Source organism: Prosthecobacter sp., from assembly GCF_044227185.1.
In the GTDB taxonomy this organism is placed as follows: domain Bacteria; phylum Verrucomicrobiota; class Verrucomicrobiia; order Verrucomicrobiales; family Verrucomicrobiaceae; genus Prosthecobacter.
The window spans coordinates 125,455-145,485 of sequence record NZ_JBGAFO010000001.1 but is presented as its reverse complement, the minus strand read 5'-3'; the positions used below and the strand labels follow the sequence as shown (position 1 = coordinate 145,485).

General features: G+C 62.3%; 1 protein-coding gene. It reads left to right on the top strand.

Features of this window, described 5'->3' with window-relative positions:
* The first annotated feature begins 92 nt into the window (after window positions 1-92).
* Window positions 93-19,796: an autotransporter-associated beta strand repeat-containing protein gene (locus tag ACILSQ_RS00430; protein WP_395741589.1), complete on the top strand. Its 19,704-nt coding sequence runs from the start codon at window positions 93-95 to the stop codon at window positions 19,794-19,796.
* Window positions 19,797-20,031 lie beyond the last annotated feature (235 nt).

Below are 20,031 nucleotides of genomic sequence, written 5' to 3'. Positions count from 1 at the left end.
GAGCTGCCAAAATCTTTATTCGAAATCCAACAAATTCTTGCCTCGTACATCCAAAATCTCTTACCATCCCGGTCCGCCAAACCAATTCTATTATGAAGTCTTTACGTGCCCACCGCCAGTCCATTGGATCCATGATGATGGTGCTGACGCTTTTCTGGCAGATCGGGCAGCCCCTCCGGGCCGCGACATTTTATTGGGACTCAGACGCGGACGCCACCGGCAACAACGCGGTCACAGGCGCCAGCCTGGGGGGCACCGGTTCCTGGAACACCACCAATGCGAACTGGTGGGATGGAATTTCCATCAGCGATCAGGCATGGAACAATGCCAACAATGACACCGCCATCTTTTGGGGGGCGAACGGCGGCACAGTCACGCTGGATGCAGGCGGCATCACGGCCGGTGCATTGCAGTTTAAAACCACGGGCTACACGCTGACCGGCGGCACTCTTGCCCTCGCAGGCACGGGCGATATCACGGCGAATCTCGGCACCTACTCCATCATCGCCTCCCTGCTCAATGGCACGAACGGGCTGACCCTGGCGGGGGCGAACAATTCTGGTCGCGGCGCGGTCAGGCTCACCAACAGCGCCAACAGCTACACGGGTGTCACCACGATCAATTCGGGCACCCTCGTCATCGACAACAACGGGGAGCTGGGTGCGGACACTTCCACGGTGGCGATCAATGGAGTGCAGACCCCTGGGCTTGCAGGCGGCAGCCTGATGCTCTTGGGCAACACGTCTGCTGGCAGTTACTCCAGCGGTTTCACTCTTTCGCGCAATCTTTCCATGACTGGCGGTGGAGGAGGAAATGTGGTTCAGACCTCCGCCCTCAGCGGCTCGGCACTGATCAGTGTGGGGAACAACACTATTTCCGGCCTCCTTACCACAGTGCCGAACGCGCTTGGCATTCAGACCGGTGCGGCTTCCAGTTTTGGAGTCCTGACACTCTCCAATCTATCCATTGGTGGCACGGCCGTTACCAACTACACCACCCTTGGCTCCACCAGCAGCATCGGCAGCTTCAACATCAATGGCATACTTGCTGGAACGGGAAGCATTCAGAAGACGGGTTTTGGAACGCTCATTTTGTCCCCCACGGATGCCACGGGCTTCTCAGGAACGCTGCGTGTGGGTGCTGGTTCCATACGAGTTTCTTCCGTGGCTGCCCTGGGCAGCAATGTTGGCACGGGTGCCAACAGTGTGATCGACCTAAACGGTGGCGTCTTCGAATTCCGCGCGGACACCTTCAACGCTTCCACCAAGGGTGTTGATTTTCGTGCTAACAGCACGCTCTTCGTTGATCATGCCGTCGGGACTCTCGGGGCCGCCTCCATCAATGGAGCCGCCACCTTTGGCAACCTGCTGCCCACCAATAACGTCACCCTCACGTTCAACTCCCGCAACGGCTTCTCCACCACTTTCAACGCCATGACGGTCACGCCGGCGAATGCCAGCGGCGACGTCACTCTCACCAACAACGGCAGCGGGCTTGTGACCCTGACCGGAAACGTTTGGGGCCAGACCACCAATTCAAACACGCTGACCGTCAATGGCACGGGCGATTTCCGGTTCAACACGGGCATCACGGCTTCTGGCGGGGCGGCAGACAGCGTCGCCAAGTCCGGTGCTGGCACCCTGACGATTGCGGGAACGGCTTCGACATACACGGGTACGACTACCGTGAGTGCTGGTATTCTCACGATCACGGACTTCCGCTCTCTGACCCTGGCATCTGCCGGAGACATTGTCCTGGGTGCCACGACGGTCGCCGGCACGTTGAACTTCGGCACCAGCACGGCTTCGACTGCGGCGGGGCTCACCTCCGCAGTGAATGGCACCACCCTCCTGACATCTGCCTTTTCTGCGGGCGCGACAACCATCACACTTGCTTCGACGAGCGGACTTGTCGTGGGTTCCCCCCTTTCGGGGACCGGCCTCGCTCCGGGGACGACGGTAGCGTCGATCGCCGGCAAAGTGGTTACACTGAGCACGCCAGCCACGGGCGCTGGGACCGCCAATCAAGTGATCACGTCGGCCGCGGTGACAACCACCCGCGTGATCGATCTCGCCGGCACGACGGGCGGTGCCACGATCAATGCCAACCAGACCGTTGCCGCTCCGGTGATTCTTGCCGCCACCACACCCACGACCACGGTTGTCAGCGCCAGCGGTGCGGGCAGCAAGACCCTGACACTGGGCGGCACGAGCACGCAGATCAACACGATCAATGGTGCCATTGTGGACAATCTGACCGGCACCAACCTCACTTCTGTGACCAAGGCCGATGCGGGCACCTGGCAGCTTGCCGGGGTGAACACCTACACGGGCACCACGACCATCACGGCCGGCCTTTTGAAGATCAAAGCCAATGCTGCTGCGTCCACGATTGTGGCGGACGCGTCGGCCATCACCTTCAACTCCAATGCGACCACCCTTACGGCGGGCGGCACGCTTGAATTTACGGGGATCAGCGGCTCGGCCACAACGGAGACATTGGGCGCGCTGACTGCGACGGCCGGGGCGGGCACGATCATACTTACCTCGGGCGGCGGCGGGAGTGCGGCGAACCTGACGTTTACGTCCTTGGGGGCCACGACGGCAGCATCGAGCGTGAACTTTGTGACGACAGGTGGCGGCGGCGGGTTGATCACTCTCACCGGACAGGCGACGACCACCGCAACGACACTGCCTGGCACGGCCAATTTCCTGGGCCACCTTTATGTGAACGGAGCGGACTTTGCCGCCATCAATGCTTCCGCACAGGTATTTGCGCCGACGTATGGCAGCACAGCGGGATTTGTGAACGGCGGAGCGGCTTTGACGGCTGGCAGCCACAATTTGGTCAATGCCGCCATTTCCTCCCAGGTGGCGGTGGCTGTGACGTCTTTGAAGATGACCACGTTTAATCTGACGATGGCGGGCAATCTGACGCTGAACACAGGCGCCCTGCTGCAGACGGGCGGCAGCGCTACGATTGATGGAACGGCTTCGGGCAAAACCATTCTTGGAGGAGCGACGGCCACGAACATTGCCATCCGGGTGAACGGCGCCTCTGACACGCTGACACTCACTTCCAACGTCACCATCAGCTCGACTCAGACAGGCGGGCTTACCAAAAACGGTGCTGGTACGCTCATCATTCAGGGCACGAATGCTCAGACGGGGGCCACCACGATCAATGAAGGCACAATCCAGCTCTCAGGCGCCAGCGCGCGCCTGAGCGGCGCAAATGCTGCCACGGTCCTGCGGCAAGGAGCGACCCTTGACCTCAATGGTCAGTCCACCGGGACTTCGATCGGCTCCTTCGATGGTGCAGGTACGGTAACAAACTCCAACGCCGCAGCTGCAACACTTATCCTCGGTAACGCCACGACTGGTGCGGGCATCTTCTCCGGCATCATCCAGGACGGTGCTGGCGTGACCAACGTGACTCTGACAGGAACCACGGGCACCCCGACGTGGAGCGGACTCAACACCTATACGGGCGTGACCACCATCGGAACCACCCTGGCAACCACGAAGCTCGTGAATGTAACCACCCTCGCGAACTACGGCAGCGCCAGCAGCATTGGCAAAGGCATTCAGAGTGTCGTGTCAGATGCCAACAATGCCGCCAGTCTTGTGTTTGGTGGCTCTGGTGGCACTGAGGGGATCGCCTACACAGGCACCACCTCGGTCATCATTGACCGTCTGTTCACCTTGAACGGCACCGGTGCCAGCGGTGGCGGCCAGATTGCCAACAACTCCGCGAACAACTCCACGCTGATCATGAATGGCGTGGCGAATGCGGCCAACAACGTCATCTTCTTCGGGGCCAGTGCCACTGCTGCCCAGACCCTGACCCTTGGGGGGTCTTCGACGGGTGACAATCAGTTTAACATCCGGATTTTGGACAATGGTGCGCTTAAAACCAATCTCACCAAGGTGGGCGCGGGTCTCTGGATTTTGGGCAATACCGCGAACAGCTACACCGGCATCACGCTGATTGCTGGAACAGGTGCGACGGCCGGCACGGCCGGCTACCTGCAGGCGATTGACGGCTCGACTCTGCCGACTGCCAGCGGACTGGTTCTCGGTGGCACGACCACTGGCGGTGTTTTGGTGTCCAGTGGCAATTTCACGCGCGATCTTGTTGCTTCGGCCTCGGCAGGTTCCAACACCGTGTCCTGGGCCACAGGCCTGACCACCGGTGCCTCGGGCTTTTCGGCCTCCGACAGCAAGCTGGTGGTGGCACTGGGCGGCCTGGCCAGTCCCACGGCGCTGACATGGAACAGCGGTGGCTTCATGGGTACGGCGGCTACGACCACCGCGCCCCTGCAGCTGAGCTCCATCTACTCGCTCGCCGAAGTGGAGTTTCGCAATGCCATCAACCTCAATGGCGCGAACCGCACCATCCAGGTGGATGACAATACCAGCACGTTCACCGATTTTGCCACCATCTCGGGTGTCATCAGCAACAGCGGTGCAGCGGCTGGCATTATCAAGACAGGCACCGGCACGCTGCAGCTTCTGGCCGCCAACACTTACACCGGAACCACGGCTGTGCAGTCAGGCATTCTGGTGGTGAACTCACTCGGGCTTAGCACGGGTCCGGCCACTGGCACCAGTGTTGGCATGAGCAATGGCGGGGCGGTCTCTCTCGGCAGCGGCAGCACCACCACGGGAACTCTCGTCTATGTCGGCTCGGGAGAAACCAGCGACCGTGGCATCACCTTCCTCGGCACCACCACCGCCGCCCCGATCATCGTCGCGGACGGTTCAGGCGCTCTGGTTTTGAGCGGGGTGTTCACCAATACGGCGGGAACCACCAAAACGCTTACATTGCGAGGTTCCAATAATTTTGCCAATGAGATCACCAGCGTTCTGGCGAACAACGGTGCCAATGCGCTGAGCGTCACCCACGACTCCGCCGGCACCTGGATCCTTTCCGGAGTCAATACTTACACGGGTGCTACCACGGTCAACAGCGGGGGCTCGCTCGGTGTGGGCAACGACCAGGCCCTTGGTGTCGGCGGTGCGCTGGCCCTCAACAACGCCACCATCTTCGCCTCCGGAGGCGATCGAAACATCGCCAACCCAATCACGCTCACCAATACCACCAATGCCATTGACGCCTACGTCGGTGATTACAGCCTCACTTTCAACGGGGCGGTAACCAATGGAACGACCTCCGTCATCAGCCGCTTCACCCGCAACAACATTGTGACGGGCAAAACACTGACCTTCAATGGTGCCTATACCTTTACCGGCGCGGTCACTGGCACCAGTTGGAACTTCGACGGTTCGGGCGATACGATCCTAAACGGTCTGATCAGCCAGGCGTCGGCGGGTGCCGCCAGCACCAGTGTTGTCGGGATCACATACTCGGGGACGGGCAGTCTGACCTTGGGAAATACCGGCAATGTCTATTTGGGCGCCACCACAATCTCCAGCGGCACGTTGAAGGTGGGCGCGAGCGAAGTCATACCCGATGGTGTGGTCACCGCATCTTCCACCACCACGGCGGGCTCATCGGCTTCGACCACCGTGACGGCGCCCACTGCAGGGCTCTACGCTGGGATGAGCGTCTCGGGGATCGGCATTGCCGCAAACTCCGTCATTGCCTCCATTACCGACGCCAACAGTTTCAAGACCAATGTTGCGCAAACCATTGGCAGCGGCACGGTGCTGTCATTTAGCATCGGCGCAGGAGCCGTCATCCTCAATCCTGCGGCGGGCGCCACCGCCACGCTGGATCTGAACGGCGAGAATGAAACAATCAATGGTCTGACGGCGAACTCGGCAGGCAATGCGGTGATCAACAACAGCTCACTATCTGCTGCGTCTCTTACTTTTGGGGCGAACAATCAGACAGCGACGATCGCCCCCTCCGCAGGCGGCACATTTACCATCAGTAACACTGGCGGCGGCGCCCTTTCCCTGACCAAGACGGGAACTGCGTCCGTTACCATTCCCAGCAGCGGGGTCACGCTGTCCTACACGGGCGCGACATCGGTGACGGGAGGGACCCTGACCATCGCCGCGGCTTTGAACGGCACCACGGCACTGAGTGCCATAGGGACGGGCAGCAATCTCAACCTGACCGGCGGCCTGACGGCTCCTGGCTCCATCACCAGTGTGACTGTGGGAGGAGGGGCTTTCCTCAGCCTTCTGGACGGTGCTGGCAGCGCCCTGTCGAATCTGACCTCCTTGAACCTGGGCGCGGGATCGGGCATTGCGACCCTCAGCCTGGAACTCGGGGCGTTGAGCGACACGTTAACCGTCAACTCAGCCGCAGTGGTGGCCAACACGATCCGGTTGAACCTAAGCGGTATTTCCGGCCTGCAGGATGCCACGAGTTACACCGTGCTGGCGGCCCCCAGCGGCTTGAGCGCGGGGACCTATGTGCTCGGCAGCCAGCCGGGCGGTTTTTCCAGCGGCTTCCTCACCGTCACCGATTCTCTGGTGCAATACACCACCGGCAACGCCATCGTGGGCAATCTTGTCTGGAACAACACGCAGGGGACGGGAAGCTGGGCCACCAACAATTCCGGCGCGACCAATTTCACCACAGACCTCGGAGGAACCACGGACGGTACTTTCACTCCCGGGCCGGGAACCACGGTCATCTTCGGCACCACAGTGCTCACTGGCGGTCCCGCATTCACCACGACGCTGGACGCGAACTTCACCGTCGCCGGTCTCCAGTTCACCGCGAATCCTTCAGGTGTCACCTCGTGGACCATCAATGCAGGCACTCCGGCCACCAGCAACCTGACCATCAAGAGCGGGGGCATCGACGTCGCCAGCAATGCGGGCGCCGTGACGATCAATGCGAACGTCATTCTTGGCGCCGCGCAAAGCTGGAATGTGAACGGCACCGGCGCGAACGGCTCCTCCCTCACCGTCGCGAGCGTTATTTCGGGCAGTGGCTTTGCATTGTCGAAAACAGGGGCGGGCACGCTGAACCTCTCCGGCATCAATACCTTCAATGGCGGCCTGACCCTCAAGGCAGGCACGGTGATCGGCACTGTGAGTGCGAGTGTCTTCGGCGCCGGCACCATCACACTGGGAGACACCACCGGCAGCAACTCCGCCACGCTGCAGGTAAACACGACCGGCCTGACCTATGCCAACGCCATCGCGCTGGCCGCCGGCGGCACCGGCACGCTGTCGATCGGCACGCCGGTCAATGCCGCCGCGGTGAATGCCACCTTTAGCGGCGGGGTGACAGGGACGAACAGCCTGACGATCAACAATCAGTCGCTCAGCGGAACCACGACTTTCAGTGTCAATGCCCTGAACAATGCCGGCACGATCACCAATCTCAGCTCCAGCACAGGCACCGTCACCATCAGCGGCGGCATTGGTTCAAACGTGACGCAGATCATCGAGAACAGCACGACTTCCGCGCTGACCATCAGCACCACGGCTCTCAACGTGAACTCAGCCGGGACGATCCTTCAAAATCTCCTCGGCACGAAGCTTCTGACAGTCTCTGCGACGGTGCAGGGAACAGGTGATCTCATTCTCAAGAACGACAGCGTCACGGCCGGCGGTGTGACGGTTTCCGGCCCGGTGAACAATGTCGGAGCCGTCATCAACAATGGCGTTGGCTTGAACGCCACCTCAGGAACAATCATCAGCGGCATCATTGGCGCCAGTGTCACCGGCGTCGTTCAGGACAGTCTCAATTCCTCTTTGCAGCTTACAGGGGCGAACACCTTCACCAGTGGCATCACCATCAAGAAAGGCATTCTGGAAGGGGCCACCAGCGCTTCTTCACTGGGCGCGGCAGGGAATGTGATCACCCTGGGAGACACTGCGGGCAGCAGCAATGCCTCGCTGCGGTTGCAGAGCAACGTGACCTACAACAACACGCCGTTGAATGTCGTCGCAGGAAGCAGCGGCACGCTGAGCATTCTAGGGAGCCGGACAACTGGCGCCAGCATTTTCCCCGGCGCGATTACTCTGGCGCATGACCTGACCATCGCTGCCGGTGATGTAGGTGCGACGACTGCAAATCTCACTTTCACTGGTGGCGTGACTGGAACGGGAAACCTGGACGTCAACTACTCTGCCACCGCCCTGACCGGAGGCGTCACCTTTTCGACCAATGCGCTCAACATGGTGGGTACGATCACCAACCGCGGCAACACCACGGGAGCGCTGACGATCAGCGCCGCGGTGGGTGCGAACGTGACGAGCATCACCCAGAATTCAGCCACCTCCGCCATGACGCTCTCCGGCGCGAACAGCTTCACCGGCCCGGTGAATCTGACCCTGGGAACACTGAACGTGAACAACGCCAACGCCCTGGGTGCGACCGGTTCAGGCGGTCTTTTCACCATTGCGGGAGGCACGGTCCTGAACAACAGCGTTGCTGCGACCCCGATCACCAATCTTGCCAACAACGCGGTGAAGATCGAGGGAGACTTCACCTTCACGGGCACCAGCAGCCTGAATCTCGGAACCGGCGCGGTGAACCTTGGCACCTCCGCCGGGACCACGCGCACCATCACCACCACCGCCAGCACGCTGACCTTTGGAGGCGTGATCTCCAATGGCACCACCGCCAACTCGCTGAGCAAGGCCGGGGCTGGGACCCTGTCTCTTTTGGGGGCCAACACCTTCACGGGGGGTGTGACGGTGACAGCCGGCACGCTGGAGTTTGCCACCGTGAGCAGCAATGGTGGCGGCGCCAGCAGCCTGGGCCAGGGCACCGATGGCATTTCGCTGGCAGGCACGCTGAGCTTTGTCGGCGGAACCAGTCAAACGACGAATCGTGCGATAACGCTGACAGGTACCGGGACGCTGTCGGCGAATGGCACGGGTGGTGCGACGATCACCTATCAAGGGGCGGTCACTGCTGCTGGAAACGGACTGGTGCTGGACGGCACGGGCACCGGCTTTCTCAACGGCGTGCTCACCCAGACCGGCACCGTCGCCGACCTCACGAAGAATGGCACGGGCACCTGGACGCTGGGCGCCACCAACACAATTGTTGACGATCTCATTATTAACGCGGGTGTTTTGATCGTCAACGCCGCCACAGGCTTCTCCGGCGATGACGTTTTCATTCGTGGAGGCGTGCTGAAACTCGGGGTCAATGGCGCGCTTACCAGCAGCATGGATGACCTGAACATCTCGGTGGACACGGCTTCCGGGAGTGTTCTGGACATCGCGGGAACCACTGGCTCCGGACCCACGGATATTTTCCTGGGCAACGTGGGATTCACCGGCAGCCTTATTGACTCGGTGGGCGGCGGCTCGATTGGCGGCACCTTTGGTTTCCGTGATGGCACCGTTTCGGCCAGCATGACGGGAACCGGCACCATGACCAAGACCACTGCCGGGACGGTGACGCTCTCCGGCGCCAACACCGGCTACACAGGCGCCGCCGTGGTGTCGGAAGGCACCCTCGTGCTGGATTACACTTCCAACAATGGTGAAAAGCTCAGCAACACAAGCGCAGGTGCGCTCACCGGCAGCGGCGGTGCTGTGATCTTCAACGGCAATGCCAGCGCCGCCACCTCCGAGCAGCTCGGCGGCCTCACGGTGACCGCCGGGGCCACGCACATCACTCTCAACAATGGCAGCGGCCAGACCGCCACGCTTAATATCAGCGGCGCCTTCACGCGCACGGTCACGGGCGGCACGGTGGATTTTGTCACGTCGTCCGGCAATGCGGTGATCCAGACGACTGCGGCCAATGCCTCGGGCCTGGGCATTCTCGGCGGCTATGCCACGGTGTCGGGCAGCCGCTTTGCCACGGTCTCCGGCGGCGTCCTCCAGGGTCTCAGCTCCACGGTGAAGAACGATCTTTCCACCTGGGTGCTGGCTGACAACGTGACGGACAGCACGGGCTACACGGGATCGGTCGGTGACATGAGCATCAGCAGCCTGCGGTTTGATGCGGCAGGCGCCACCTCCACTGTGACGGTCAACGCCGGCTCCCGGCTCAACATCGCATCAGGAGGCATTCTCATCACCAGCAACGTGGGTGCGGGAAACGCATCCATCACGGGTGGCACCTTGATGAGCGGCAACGGGCTGGACCTCATCGTTCTTCAGAACAACACGACTTCTGATTTCACCATCGCCTCCAACATCAGCACGCTGGGCCTCACCAAGAGCGGAACCGGAACCCTCGTGCTCTCCGGCTTCAACACCTACTCCGGGCAGACCACCCTCAACGAAGGCACGACCAAGCTTGCGGGCGGAAACGCGATCGGGGACACCTCGGCTGTGTCCATTAAAAATGCGACGACGGCGGTGCTCGACCTCAACGGCAGCAACGAAACCATCGGAAGTCTTTCGGGCGGCGGGGTCGATGGCGGGACGGTGGCCATCGGCACCAGCAGGCTCACGGTCAATGAGACCGCGAACAGTACCTTCTCAGGGTTTATCACGGGTTCGGGAGCATTGATCAAGACCGGCGCGGCAACTCTGACGATCAACACCAATGCCAATTCATTCACCGGAGCCCTCATCGTCAACCAGGGGCAGATCACCCTGGCCGACCGCACCGACGCCAACTTCTCCAGCCTCTCCACACTGACACTGAACAACGGCGTGCTGCTGCTGGACTTTACGGGCGGCACGGAGTCTTCTCCCAACAAGATCAACAACTCTGCCACCGTGACGCTGATCAACACGGGCGGAACCGACGGCCTGCGCGCCAACAATGACCGCAACGACGCGAGCAAGGCGGAGACGGTGGGTGCCATGACTCTGCTGGGTGGCGCGAACACCATCACCCTTCAGGAAAATGCCTCGGTGGGGACCTCGACACGTGCGATGACCATCACCACGGCCAGCCTTGCCCGCAGCAACAGGGCCACGCTTCTCGTGCGCGGCAACAACCTGGGGGACACGGGGGCGGGAGGCGTGACCAACACGGGACGTTTCGTGGCAACAACAGCTCCGAGCGGGTTTGATTTCGTCGGTGGCGGCGGCGCGTTCGGCTCCACGACCATCAGCATCGTGCCGTGGATGATCGGGGACTCCACCGCCACGGGTTCGACGGCGCACGGCAATGGCAGCAGCTTTGTCACCTATGCGGCGACCACCGGCTTTCGTCCTTTGACGACATCTGAATACGAGCAGCTTGTGGCCGCGGGCGGTGTCACGGCGGCCAACAACGTGCGCTATTCCGCGGGCGCAGACCTCACCCTGAGTGATGCCACGGCCAGGACGATGAACGCCCTCCTGGTCGAAAACACCTCCGGCTCCACCGGCATCACCCTCGCGGGAGCCGGTGCTTCTCTGAACGTGGCCAGCGGCGCCTTCCTCTTCCTTGGCACGCAGGCTGTCAATGTGAGCGGCTTCAGCGGCATCACCACCACCGGCGGATTGAACGAGTACATCCTGCACGTCGTCAACACCGCCCCCGGAACAGGCGTCACGATCGGCTCGGCCTTCACGACTTCAGGTGCGGCCCTGACGAAATCCGGAGCCGGCACTCTGACGCTCACCTCCACAGGCAGCACCTACACTGGTCCCACGACGATCAACCAAGGGGTCTTGCAGATTGATTCGCTGGCCAACCTCGGCAACAACGGCAGCGGCGGCATTGTGATCAATGGCGGCACGCTGCGCTTTGGAACCGCTTTTGATGCCTCTGCAGTGGGCCTCACCTTCGGGGTGGCGGCGACCACCAACGTGGTAACCACCACCGGGGCGACCTTTGAAACCAATTTCGATGTCACTCTCGCCAATGCCATTGGCGGTGGCGGCAACGGCGGCTTCACCAAGACGGGAACCGGCAAGCTGACGCTGCAGTCGAGTGCGACTTACACGGGAAACACCACCGTGGCTGATGGCCGGCTCATTCTCAACGGGGGCGCCAACAACCGCCTGCCCAATTCCGGGCTCACCCTTGGCAGCGGCTCCACGTCAGGTGTTCTGCAGCTCGGCGACGGAGTCAATGGCGCCTCCAATCTGACAGTGGCGTCCCTTTCCACCTCCGGAAGCGGCACAAGCAATGCCATCGTCGGTGGTGCCGCCGGTGCTTCTGTGCTGACGGTGAACCAGACGACCACAACCACCTATGCAGGCGGCATTGGAGGCGCGGGGACCAACGAAAATAACATTGGCATTGTCAAATCAGGCCTCGGCATTCTGACTCTTTCGGGCGCCACTCTTACCTACACCGGTGTCACCAGTGTGGATGCGGGTACGCTGAACATCACCGGTTCCACGGGCGCGGCGCTCACCACCTCCGGCATCAGCGTGGCCGCCGGCGGCACCTTGAATCTTCTCAATGGTGTGGGCCAGGCCATCAATCTGGGCGCCGGCACGCTCAGCCTGGGTGCTGGCAGTGGTGCCGCTGTTTTGGGACTGGAGCTTGGCTCGACGAGCGCCTACGACAGCATCAACCTCACCGGCGCTGCCACCACCGCCAACACCGTCGTCTTAAATCTCACCGGTCTGGCCGGTTTTGGCACGGGTACTTATGATCTGCTCACCGCCTCGGGCGGGCTGAACGGTGCGAACTTTGTGCTGGGCTCCCTCTCCGGCGCGCTCAGCGGCCTCACCTGGAGTCTTGCCCCGTCCAGCTCCACGGTGGTGCGGCTCGGTGTCACCGCATCCACAGGGAACTTTTACTGGAGTGGCGGCGTCAGCAACAGTTGGATGGGCAACAGCGGTCTTTCGACCAACTTTACCACCGATGCGGCAGGCACCATCAACGCCAGCGGCACGCCTGGGGCCGCCAGCACGGTGATCTTCAGCGCACAGAACGTCACCGGGCCCGTCATCAGCACCACGCTGGATGCCAGCTTCACCGTCAACGACCTCAAGTTCACATCCAATCCATCGGGTGTGACCGCGGTGACGATTGCCGCGGGCACTCCGTCCACGAACAGCCTCACCATCGCCCCTTCAGTTTCGACGGTGGGCATTGATGTCGCCAGCAACGCCGGCGCCATCACCATCAGCGCCCCGCTGGTGCTGGGGGCCGCCCAGACCTGGAATGTCAATGGCACGGGGGCGAATGGTTCCTCGCTTGCCGTGAGCGGAGGCATCACGGGCGCGGGTGCGCTGACCCTCAACACCACTGGCACGGGCACCATCACCCTGAGCGGCACGAACACCTACACCGGCGTCACGACTGTCAGTGGCGGCTTGCTGCAGGCAGGTTCCGCCAATGCATTCAGCGCTTCTTCCGCGTATGTCATCAGTGGTTCTGGCACCCTGCGGTTGAACAATCTGGCCCAGATCATTGGATCGCTGGCGGGTTCAGGCACGGTGGAAAACGGTCCTGCGGGTACTGCGGCGCGTGTGCTCACGGCGGGCGGTGACAACACCTCCACCCTTTTCAGCGGTGTACTTCAGGATGGAGGTCCCTTTGCGTTGAGCCTCACGAAGACAGGTACAGGCGCGCTCACGCTGAGCGGAGCGAACACCTACACCGGCGCCACCGCCGTCAGCAACGGCATCCTGAACATCACCGGCTCATGGACGGGAAATGCCGCCTCCTCGCTGCTGGCTTATGGCGGCAGCGCGACGAACACCGTGGTGAATGTCAGCGGTGACATGACGCTCCTCGGCACGACTGGCGGAAATGTCAGCGGTGCCGTGGCGGTGTATAATCAAACCGCCGGCACCGTGACCGCCACTGGCAACACCACCTCCGCCGTTTACGTCGCGGGGGCGGCCGGCTCCTACGGCTATTTCAATCTGACCGGAGGCACCTACAAAGACTCCCTCCGTTTTGCTCTGGCGGTGACCACCAGTCTGGCCACCCAGGCCACCGCTGTGTTGTACATTGGCGGCACCGGTTTCCTTGATTTGAGAAACAGCGAGTGGATGCTCAACTACAGCCACGGACAGCTCACCGTGGCAGACAGCGGCTTGGTGGACCGCTCCGGGGCGACGCAGCCTTTCGGCCTCATCATGAACTCCACCACGGCGGGCGGTGTTTATGGCGTCTTGAATGTGGCCGGCGGTTCCTTCCTGACCACCACCCAGCCCATCAAATTTGGCAACAGCACCACGGCTGGCAACGGCAACAACAACAGCGCCTTCATCAATCTGGCCGCGGGCACCCTGCAGGTGGGCACGGCCATGACGAGCAGCCTGCCCACCGGCGGCGGCAACAACGCCTATCTGAACTTTGCAGGCGGAACTTTGAAAACATCCGCGGGCATCACAAACTGGATCCCCACCTCCAGCACGACGCTGACCTTCACCTCGACCGTGTTCGGCGCCATCAACAACAGCGCGGTCGCCGGAGCTCCGTCTTTCGCGGGTGGCCTGACCTTCGACACCAACGGCTTCAACAGCAGCTTCAACACCCCCTTCAACGCGGCTGCCGGCGTGGGTGTCACCCAGGCGGACATGACGGTCAGCGGTGGCAGCGGGTACATCGGTGCTCCTGAGGTGGTCTTCAGCAGCGCCGGCGTCATCGCAGGCGGCACCCCGGCTTCCGGCTATGCCTTGATCAGCGGCGGCGCGGTCGTCGGCATTGTGATCACCTCGCCCGGCACCTACACCAGCGGCACCACGCCCACGGCGACGCTGACCGGCGGTGGCGGCACGGGCGCCTCAGTCACAATCGGGGCGCTGAGCACGGCAAACACCTCCGGCGGCGTGACCAAGATCGGTGCCGGCACTCTGACCCTTTCAGGAGCGAACACCTACACCGGCGGCACGTTCGTCAATGAGGGCAGCCTGGCTTTGGGGGCAAACAACGTCCTGGCAGATGCTGGCAATGTCACGGTTAACGGCGGCACCTTCGACATCTCCACCTTCACCGACACGGTTGCCAAGGTCACGCTCCAAAGCGGCACCATCACGGGCACCACGGGCGTGCTGACCGCCACGTCTGCCTATGAACTGCAGAGCGGCACCGTTGCCGCCATTCTCGCGGGCAGCGTGGGAGTCAACAAGTCCACGTCCGGCACGGTGACGCTCAGCGCTGTCAACACCTACACGGGTGCTGTGAACGTGACGGGCGGCACCCTGGCGTTTTCCGCCAGCAGCAATCTGGGCAACGCCTCCTCCAGCAGCAACACCGTCACCGTCGATGGCGGCACGCTCAGTTACACGGGCGCGTCTTCGGTCGATCTGGGGGCAAACCGGGTACTGACGGTGGGTGCTGGCGACGCCACTTTGAATGTCAGCAACTCCCTGGGGGTGCTCACCTTCTCCGCGGGCGTCAATGCGGCCAGCAGCGGCGACCTCACCAAGACCGGTGCGGGCGCTGCCGTGTTGAGCGGCACCGTCAATCTCAACGGCGGCGCGGTTTCCGTGAACAACGGCACCCTGCGCGCGGGCTTCGGCACCAGCGGCATCAGCGCGCTGACCATCGGCGCCACGGGCGTCATGGACTTCAGCAATGGCAGCGCCCAGGCGCTGGCCGGGCTGACAGGCCTGACCTTGAATGGCGGCGCACGGATTGGATTTGAACTCGGCAGCCTCAGCAGTGACAGCCTCGCGGCGATCAATGCAGCGACGGCGTCAGGCACCATCACGCTGGACTTCGCGGCCTTGAGCGGCGGCATCTCGGCAATGACTTACAACCTGATCTCCGCGACCAGTGGTCTTGCGGGAGCCTCCTACATCCTGGGCACGGGCATCAGCGGCTGGAACCTCGTCATCAACACCACGGACACCCTCGTCAGCCTCACGGCCACCCCGTTTGTGCCGGTGTACTGGCGCGGTGGCCAGAATTTCTCCTGGAACACCCTCGGGGCGGCAACGGCAAACTGGACCACGGACTCCGCCGGTCTGCTGGATGCCACGCAGACCCCGCAGTCAAACAACACGGTCATCTTCAGCGCTGCCGGAGCGCCGTTCTCCTCGGGCACTCAGATCACGACCACCCTGGACGCCGCCTTCACCATCGACAGCCTGATCTTTGACGCTGCTCCTTCAGGTGTCACCGCTGTGACCATCAATCCAGGCACCGGCGGCTCCCTGGCGCTGGTTCCGGTCAGCTCCTCCGCTGGCATTGAGGTCAGAGACAATGCGGGAACGGTCACCATCGCCGCTCCGCTGACGGTCGGGGCTGCGGGAGGTGCTCCTTCGCAGACCTGGTCTGTGTCCAATGTTGGCGCGTCCCTTGTCATCAGCGGCAGCACCGTCATCACTGACACAATCAACAAAACCGGCGCGGGCGCGCTGACGCTCAGCGGCAGCAACACGGGAGCCGGTGGGGTCACGCTGTCTGCGGGCACGCTGAACATCAATTCATCCAGCGCCCTGGGGACGGGCGCCTTCATCATCGGCGCGGGCTCCACCATCAACAACAGCAGTGCCGGCGCCATCACCCTTGCCGCCAGCAACGTTCAGACCTGGAACGGCAGTTTCATCTTCACTGGCACGCAGTCGCTGAACCTCGGCACCGGTGCGGTGTCGATGCTGAACCACACCACCATCACCGTGAACGGCCAGACTCTCACGGTGGGGGGTGTCATTACTGAGGGGGCCGCCAACCGCACTCTGACCAAGGCTGGCAGCGGCACGCTTGTGCTTGGCGGAAACAACGTCATCGGTGGCGGCTTCTCGCTGCTTGGCGGCGCATTGAGCCTCAACAACGCCGGCGCCATCGGCACCGGTGTCTTCACGATTGAAGCCGGCACCACGATCGACAACATCACCGGAGGCCTGCTGGCTCTCGCCGCGAACAACGTCCAGGTCTGGAATGGCAGCTACACCTTCACCGGCAGCAGCAGCCTCAATCTCGGCAGCGGCAATGTGACGCTTGGAAACAACGTCACCGTCAACACCGTGGCTTCGACCCTCAGCGTTGGCGGCGTGATCGATGACGGCGCGAACACCTTCGGGCTGACCAAGTATGGCGCGGGCTCTCTGTCACTGGGCGGCAGCAACACCTATGACGGCGCCACCGTCCTCAATCAGGGAGCCTTGATCTTCACCGCCAGTCAGAACCTGACGGCCAGCACCAACACCCTGACCCTGGGAGAGACGGCGGGCAGCACCAGCGCCCTTTCCATGGATCTCAGCGCCGCCAGTGCCACGTTTGGCGGGGCGGCTCTCGTCCAGACGAACAACACGATCGCCAATACCATCACCATCGGCGCAGGCCAGACTTTGAGGTTGAACGGCTCCTTCACGCTCGGCTACAACTCGGCGGCCAATTCAACGACCGCCCTGACCATCACCGGATCTGGCGGAACCTTCAGCATTGGCGGAGTGGGCGCACCCACCAATGCCAACGTGCAGATCGGCAACGGGGCCACCACCACCATCAGCAACGCGGGCATTCTGGACATGAGTGGCCTCGGAACTTTCTATGCCAATCTCGGCACCGGCACCTTCCGGGTGGGGTCTCCGACGAATGCCGGGGGGCAGGCGGTGGCGGGTTCGATCGTGATTCTCGCGGCGAACAGCACGATCATCGCGACGACGATCACCTCTGACAGCCCTGACACCTCGGGGGTGACCCAGGCCATCAAACTTGGCAGCGGCACCAACGTCCTCAACGCCACCACCATCACCATTGGCGGCGCTGCCAATCGTGCCAAGGGCACTCTGGACTTTAACGGAGCCACTGGCACCGTTCAGATCCGCAACCTCGCAGGCACGGGCCGTGCTGCCATGAATGTGCAAAACGGCAATTCTGGCACGACGGGCAGCTTGTTTGGAACCGTGGACTTCACCGGACACAACGCCGATCTGCTGCTGGGCGCCCTCGCCATCGGCGGCCGCAGCGCTGGCACCACCGGCAGCGGCACAGGAGCGTTCTCCTTTGATACGGGAACCCTGGACGCCACCACCATCAATCTTGCGGCACGCACTGGCACCAGCATGACCTCTGGCAGCGTCACTGGCACCCTCACCCTCGGCGGCGGGACCGTCACGGTGGGAACGCTGACGATGAGCACCAATTCGGTCAGCATCAATTCTAACGCGAGCAACGGCGACGCGTCCTCCACGCTCACCATCAGCGGCAGCGGCACCAACACCATCACCACCATGACGATGGGCACTCTTTCAGTCACCAACACAACCGCCCTCTCCTCCGGCAGCAGCGATGCCACCGCCACGGTGAACGTTTCCGGCGGCGCCACCACCATCGGCACGCTGACCATGGGGGCCAACAACTCCGCCGCGACGACCGTGACGGCGAACACCGCCACCTCCGCTTTGAACATCAGCGGCGGCGCTGTGACCGTCACTAATAACCTGACGATGGCGCAGACCACGCTCAGGGCGGCCAACGCGGCCACCGCCACGATCTCCATCACAGGCGGCTCTCTCACCGTCGGAGGCAGCATCCTCTACACCGACGGCCTCGGCACGGAAAGCAACACGGTCACTCTCAACGGCGGCTTGCTCGACATGACGGCGGGCAGCATCGGCGCCTCCTCGGCGCTCGTCACCTTCAACGCGCAGTCCGGAACCCTGCGCAATCTCAGCGAGCTCAATGGTGGCGGCGCGCTCACCAAGACCACCACTGGCACGCTGATTCTTGACACGGCCAACAGCTACACTGGCGCCACGGCCGTCTCCGCGGGCGTTCTTGCCATCTCCAATGGCGGGGCGCTGGGTGGCACCACGAATGGCACCAGCGTCGCCGCAGGCGGCACCCTTTCGATGTCCGGGGACATCACCGTCACCGGTGAGTCACTCTCTCTTGCCGCTGGTGCCGGCGGCAGCGCCACCCTCAACAACCAGAGTGGAAACAACACCTGGACGGGCAATCTGACGGTGGATACCGGCTCAGATGCCTCCAACCGGGCGGTCCTCAATTCCGATGCCGGCAAACTCACTGTCAGCGGCAATGTCGGTCTCACCGGCAGCCAGGATTTCGTTCTTCGTGGCGATGGGAATGGTGAGATCAGCGGTCAGATCACAGGCTCGCAGCGCCTGTTCAAGAGCTCCGTCGGCACCGGCACCTGGATCCTCAGCGGCAACAACAGCAGCACCTTCACAGGCAAAACCTCCGTGGGGAACGGCGCGCTGCAGATCTCTTCTGAATCCAATCTGGGCGCCACGCCGGGCTCGTTTGCCGCCAACCAGCTGACACTTGGCGGTGGCAGCACCAACGGCAGATTGATCACCACGGGCACCATGGCTTTGAGCGCCAATCGTGGTGTCACGGTTGCCGCCGGCGGCGGAACGTTTGAAACGGCGTCCGCAACCACGCTGACCGTCAACAGTGTCATCACCGGCAATGGTGCGCTGACCAAGGAAGGCGGCGGCACGCTCATCTTCACCGCAGTCAATACCAACACGGGGACGACCACCGTGAATGCAGGCGTGCTGGGCGGTACGGGAAGCGTGGGCGGGGACCTGGCGGTGGCCAGCGGCGGCACCCTGGCCCCGGGGGTCGGGGCAGGGCAGTTCACCGTGACTGGCAATCTCACCGTCAGCAGCGGCGGCACCCTGCTGATGCAGCTCGGCGGCGCCACCACCAATGACGCCGCAGCCGTGCGCTCTTATTTCGACAGCCACAGCGGCAGCCTTGCCGGAATGACCGTCCAGGCGTCCTACGAAAACTACATCGCCGGCACCACCCTGCACGACAACATTCTCGTCAATGGCGCCGGGGCGCCTGTGATCAATGGCACCGTCAAAATCGATTCCGCCTTCCTCAATGGTTACACGCTGGCTTATGGCGACATCTTCAAGCTCATCGACTGGAGCGCCGCGGGCTCCATCGGCGGCACGACCTCGTTTGATTACACCGGAGTCGTGTTCAACGGAGACCTGAGCTTCAACACGGACCTCTTCGCGAGCAACGGCATTCTCGTCGTGGTCCCCGAGCCTTCCCGTGCACTGTTCCTGATGCTGGGGCTCCTGGGCCTGATGATCCGCCGCCGCCGTTCCGCACGCTGATTCGCGCGCGGCCGACCTGCGATGCAGAATTAATTCGAATTAATCATTACAAGGGATGCACTTATAGGTGAAGTGATGTGCCAGCCTGATCGAAGCAGCATGGATTTGTGCAGGGATTAATTCCGCTTTTAAAGTCCAGGCTTATGTTGTGTTAAAGCTTTAATCCTCAATGGCATAAGCTGTGGGCGGAGCGTGGGGCTAAGCAATCGTTCAGTCTTGTTTCCCTATTCGGGGT

Coding starts and splice junctions, on each gene's coding strand:
- ACILSQ_RS00430 (WP_395741589.1), top strand. CDS start 93: ATGAAGTCTTTACGTGCCCACCGCCAGTCCATTGGATCCATGATGATG.